Below are 3,768 nucleotides of genomic sequence, written 5' to 3'. Positions count from 1 at the left end.
TGGGTGGTGACCCTGGATATGGCCATCGACGAGCAGTACGCCGGCACGCCGGTGCCCGTGCTGCTGACCCGGCATGCCGCCCAGTCCCTTTACGCGCCGCAGCGGACCATCGAGCCCCTGCGCGGCGTCTCTCGCGTGCCCATGCGGCTGCCCGAGTCGCTGAGCACCCTGCTGCCGTCGCTGCCGGTGACCGCCACGCCCCTGGGCGCCTGGCGGCTCGATGGCTGGACGGTCACTGCGGTGAAGCTCGAGAACAACGACCGGCGACGCGCCTTCGAGCTCGACCCGCGCTGGCTGCAGGGAGACTTCTACTCCGCGACCTTCATGCACCCCTACCTGGCCCCGCGGGGCTCCGTGAAGGACACCACTACGGTCTTTCTGGTCACCCGGCGCGGCGGTCTGGACAGGGCGCTGATCCCGCTGGAGGAGACGCATAAGGCCGAGGAGGGCGCCTCATGACCCTGCGCAGCAACACCCTGCTGAAGCTGCTGGTCCCGGCGCTGCTGGTGATCGTGATGCTGATCGTGGTGCGCGGCCTGAGCGGTGGCGGTGATCCCGGCACGGATGCCGAGACCGCGAAGGCAGACCCGACGCTGACCCTGAGCGATGACGAGCTGCAGGCGCTCGGCATCGAGGGGGATACCCCGCGGGATACCGTGGCTACCCTGGTGGGCCACGTGCAGGCCATGCGTCGCGACCTGGAGCAGGCCCAGGCGGAAACCCAGGCGCTGCGCGACCAGAACGAGCGGCTGATGACCCGCAACCAGGACGTCGACGGCGCCATCGACGAGGCGCTGCGCCGCGAGCGCGAACGGCTGCGTCAGGAGATCGACCAGTCCCAGCCGGACAGCTCCATGCTGGGCACCCTGCAGCGTCAGCTGGACCAGCTGCGCCGCCAGGTGGACGGGCAGCGCGACGATGACCTGCCCATCGGCCTGGGCCTGGAGGGCGGCGGCGGCCCCAATGGGACGGCCTACTCGGGCCCCGGCTCGGCGCAGGCGCTGACCTGGGTCGAGCCCCTGGACGCCCAGGAGGACGAGCGTGGGCGCGGCGAGACCACCTTCCCGACCCGCTTCGGTGAGGCCGCCGGTGAGCTGGGCGAAGCGGCTCGGCGCGGCTCCAGTGCAGTGGAGAGCCGGGTGAGCGGACGCCCCGACGAAGCCAGCGTAGAGCCTGTCTATACGCTGCCGGAGAACTCCACCCTGATGGGCTCGGTGGCCATGACGGCGCTGCTGGGCCGGGTGCCGATCGATGGCACCGTCAACGACGCCTACCCGTTCAAGGTGGTGATCGGCCGCGAGAACCTCACCGCCAACGGCATCACCCTGCCTGAGGTGGAGAGCGCCATTGTCAGCGGCACCGCCACCGGCGACTGGACGCTCTCCTGCGTGCGCGGCCAGGTCAACTCGATGACCTTCGTCTTCGAGGACGGCACCGTGCGCACCCTGCCGGCCCCGGAGGACGTCAATTCCGGCGACGGCTCCGGCCGCACCACCATCGGCTGGCTCTCCGACCCGCGGGGCCTGCCCTGCATCCCCGGGGAGCGCAAGACCAATGCCCAGCAGTTCCTGCTGACCAGCTTCATCCTCGGCGCCGCCGAGCAGAGCGCCAATGCCGTCGCCATGGGCGAGGTCACCACCAGCGTGGACAGCGGCGGCGTGGTCAGCGGCCTGACCGGCAGCTCCGGCCGCTATGCGGCCAGCCAGGCCCTGGCCGGCGGCGTCTCCGACGTGCGCCAGTGGGTGCAGGAGCGCTTCGGCCAGACCTTCGATGCCGTGTACGTGCCGCCCGGCCAGCCGGTGGCCATCCATATCGAGCGTGAGCTGCCCATCGACTACGAGACACAAGGAAGGAGGGTGCGATATGACCGCACGGGCTCGGATGTCCTCGACCTGCCGTAGTGCCACAAATAGTGCTGCGAGAAGTGCTACAAAAAGCGCCGCCAGGCAGCTGGCAGCGCTGATGACCACCCTGCTGGTGGCGGGCTGTGCCACCTCCCAGGAGGAGCTGATGCCGGTGGGCGATACCACCATGATGGAGATCTGGCAGCACCAGGCCGGCCACAGCACCGGCGAGCGCCGCCTGCTGGACGTGCGCAGCGAGCTGCGCCGGCCCCTGGAGAGCCCGGATCTGGTCAGCGAGCAGCTGCGCTACAGCCGCGACGCCAGCAATGAGATCTACAGCCAGTTTCGTCGCCTGCCCAACCCGGACCTGGTGATGTACGTCTTCCCCCATCTGGCCGGGTCCGAGCAGGTGCCGGTCCCCGGCTATTCGACGGTGTTTCCCCTCTACCAGCGCACCCAGTACGCCATGCCCGGGGAGAGCGCTCGCCCGAGCGCAACGCTTGAGAGCCGGGGTAACGAGAGGAAGGCGCACTGATGTCCAAGTTTGACGACCTGATGAACCGGCTGTTTGGCAGCGCCCCGGCCGGCGGCAGCGGTCCGGGCCAGACGCAGGAAGCCGTGCTTTCAGATCGGGATGAGGCCGAGCAGGACGAGACGCCAGCGGCCGAGCCGCAGGCGCTGGCTGCGCTTAACAGCGACGTTCACGGCCGGCCACTGGCTCTGCCCCGGGGCAAGGCGCCTTCGGTGGCCGAGCTGCGCGCGCATTTCCGCCGGGCGCCCTCGTTCAGCAACTACCTGCCCTGGGTGGAGTACCTGCCCGAGTCGGGCTGCTTTCTGCTGGAAGACGGCGTCTCGGTGGGGGTGGTGGCCGAGGTCTTCCCCATTGCCACCGAGGGCCGCGCCCCGGAGTCCCTGGAGGCGATTCGCGACCAGATCGAGGCCGCCTTTCAGGACAGCCTGCCGGAGTATGAGCAGCACCCCTGGGTGGTGCAGCTCTTCGTCAAGGATGAGGTCGACGCCCGCCCCGACCTGGAGCGCATGCGCGACTATGTGCGACCCCGGGCCCGGGAGACCGAGTTCACCCAGGACTGGCTGGCGAGCATGGGCGCCAACCTCAAGGCGATCTCCAAGCCGGGCGGGCTGTTCCAGGATGACGGGGTGACCCAGACCCGCTGGCGGGGCCAGACCCGTCGCACGCGCCTGGTGCTCTACCGCTGGCTCGGCAAGAAGCGCCAGGCGGGGGAGCGTCAGCGGGGGCTCTCCCCCGAGCAGGCCGCCAATCAGGTCTACGACCGGCTGGCCGCCGCGCTGCACGGCGCGGGACTGCGTCTGGAGCGCTACGACGGGCGCGCCTTTCACCGCTGGCTGCTGCCGCGCTTCAACCCGCGGCCGCGGCTGGCCCCCGACGACCCGGCGCGCTTCTACGCCCTCTGCGACTACCCCGAGGACGCTTCTGACGTGGCCTGGAACTACGACCTGGCCGAGGGAATGCTCTTCAACTCGCCCCGGGGCGATGTGGAGACGGGGCTCTGGTGGTTCGATGGGCTGCCCCAGTGCTGCGTGGTGGTGGAGGAGATGCGCCGGGCGCCGGTGGTGGGCCACCTCACCGGCGAGGTGCGCCGCTCCGATGGCCAGGCCAGCAACGCCCTGATGGACAAGCTGCCCGAGGGCACCGAGGCGGTGCTGACCATCGTGGCGACGCCTCAGGAGCCCCTGGAGGACCATATCAACCGCCTGCACAGCAAGGCGGTGGGCGACAGCGTGTTGGTCCGCCAGGTGCGCGAGGACTGCGACACCGCCCGCCGCTACCTGGGCCAGAACCACAAGCTCTACCAGAGCACCCTGGCTTTCTTCCTGATGGGTGAGGACGAGCAGGACCTTCAGCAGCGCAGCATGGAGCTGGCCACACAGCTGCTGCAGGTCA

4 protein-coding genes are annotated in these 3,768 nt (G+C 69.9%); all 4 read left to right on the top strand.

Annotated features, from left to right (window positions below):
• The coding region (locus IBX53_RS15290) for a TIGR03749 family integrating conjugative element protein (protein WP_290910980.1) at positions 1-459 on the top strand (459 nt) is incomplete at its 5' end.
• 2 nt (positions 460-461) lie between these two features.
• Positions 462-1,901, top strand: coding sequence for a TIGR03752 family integrating conjugative element protein (locus IBX53_RS15285; protein ID WP_367171622.1), 1,440 nt, complete (start codon positions 462-464; stop codon positions 1,899-1,901).
• 61 nt (positions 1,902-1,962) lie between these two features.
• On the top strand, positions 1,963-2,379 hold the full coding sequence (locus IBX53_RS15280; protein WP_290910975.1) for a TIGR03751 family conjugal transfer lipoprotein: 417 nt from the start codon (positions 1,963-1,965) through the stop codon (positions 2,377-2,379).
• A partial coding sequence (locus tag IBX53_RS15275) for a TraC family protein (RefSeq protein ID WP_290910972.1) occupies positions 2,379-3,768 on the top strand: 1,390 nt, incomplete at its 3' end. The genes IBX53_RS15280 and IBX53_RS15275, both read left to right, overlap by 1 nt.

Source organism: Halomonas sp. (assembly GCF_014859505.1).
In the GTDB taxonomy this organism is placed as follows: domain Bacteria; phylum Pseudomonadota; class Gammaproteobacteria; order Pseudomonadales; family Halomonadaceae; genus Halomonas.
This window is presented reverse-complemented; position numbering and strand designations above follow the sequence as displayed.

Bases quoted from the DNA above. Each gene is read 5' to 3' on its own strand.
- IBX53_RS15280 (WP_290910975.1), top strand. From the start codon at position 1,963: ATGACCACCCTGCTGGTGGCGGGCTGTGCCACCTCCCAGGAGGAGCTG.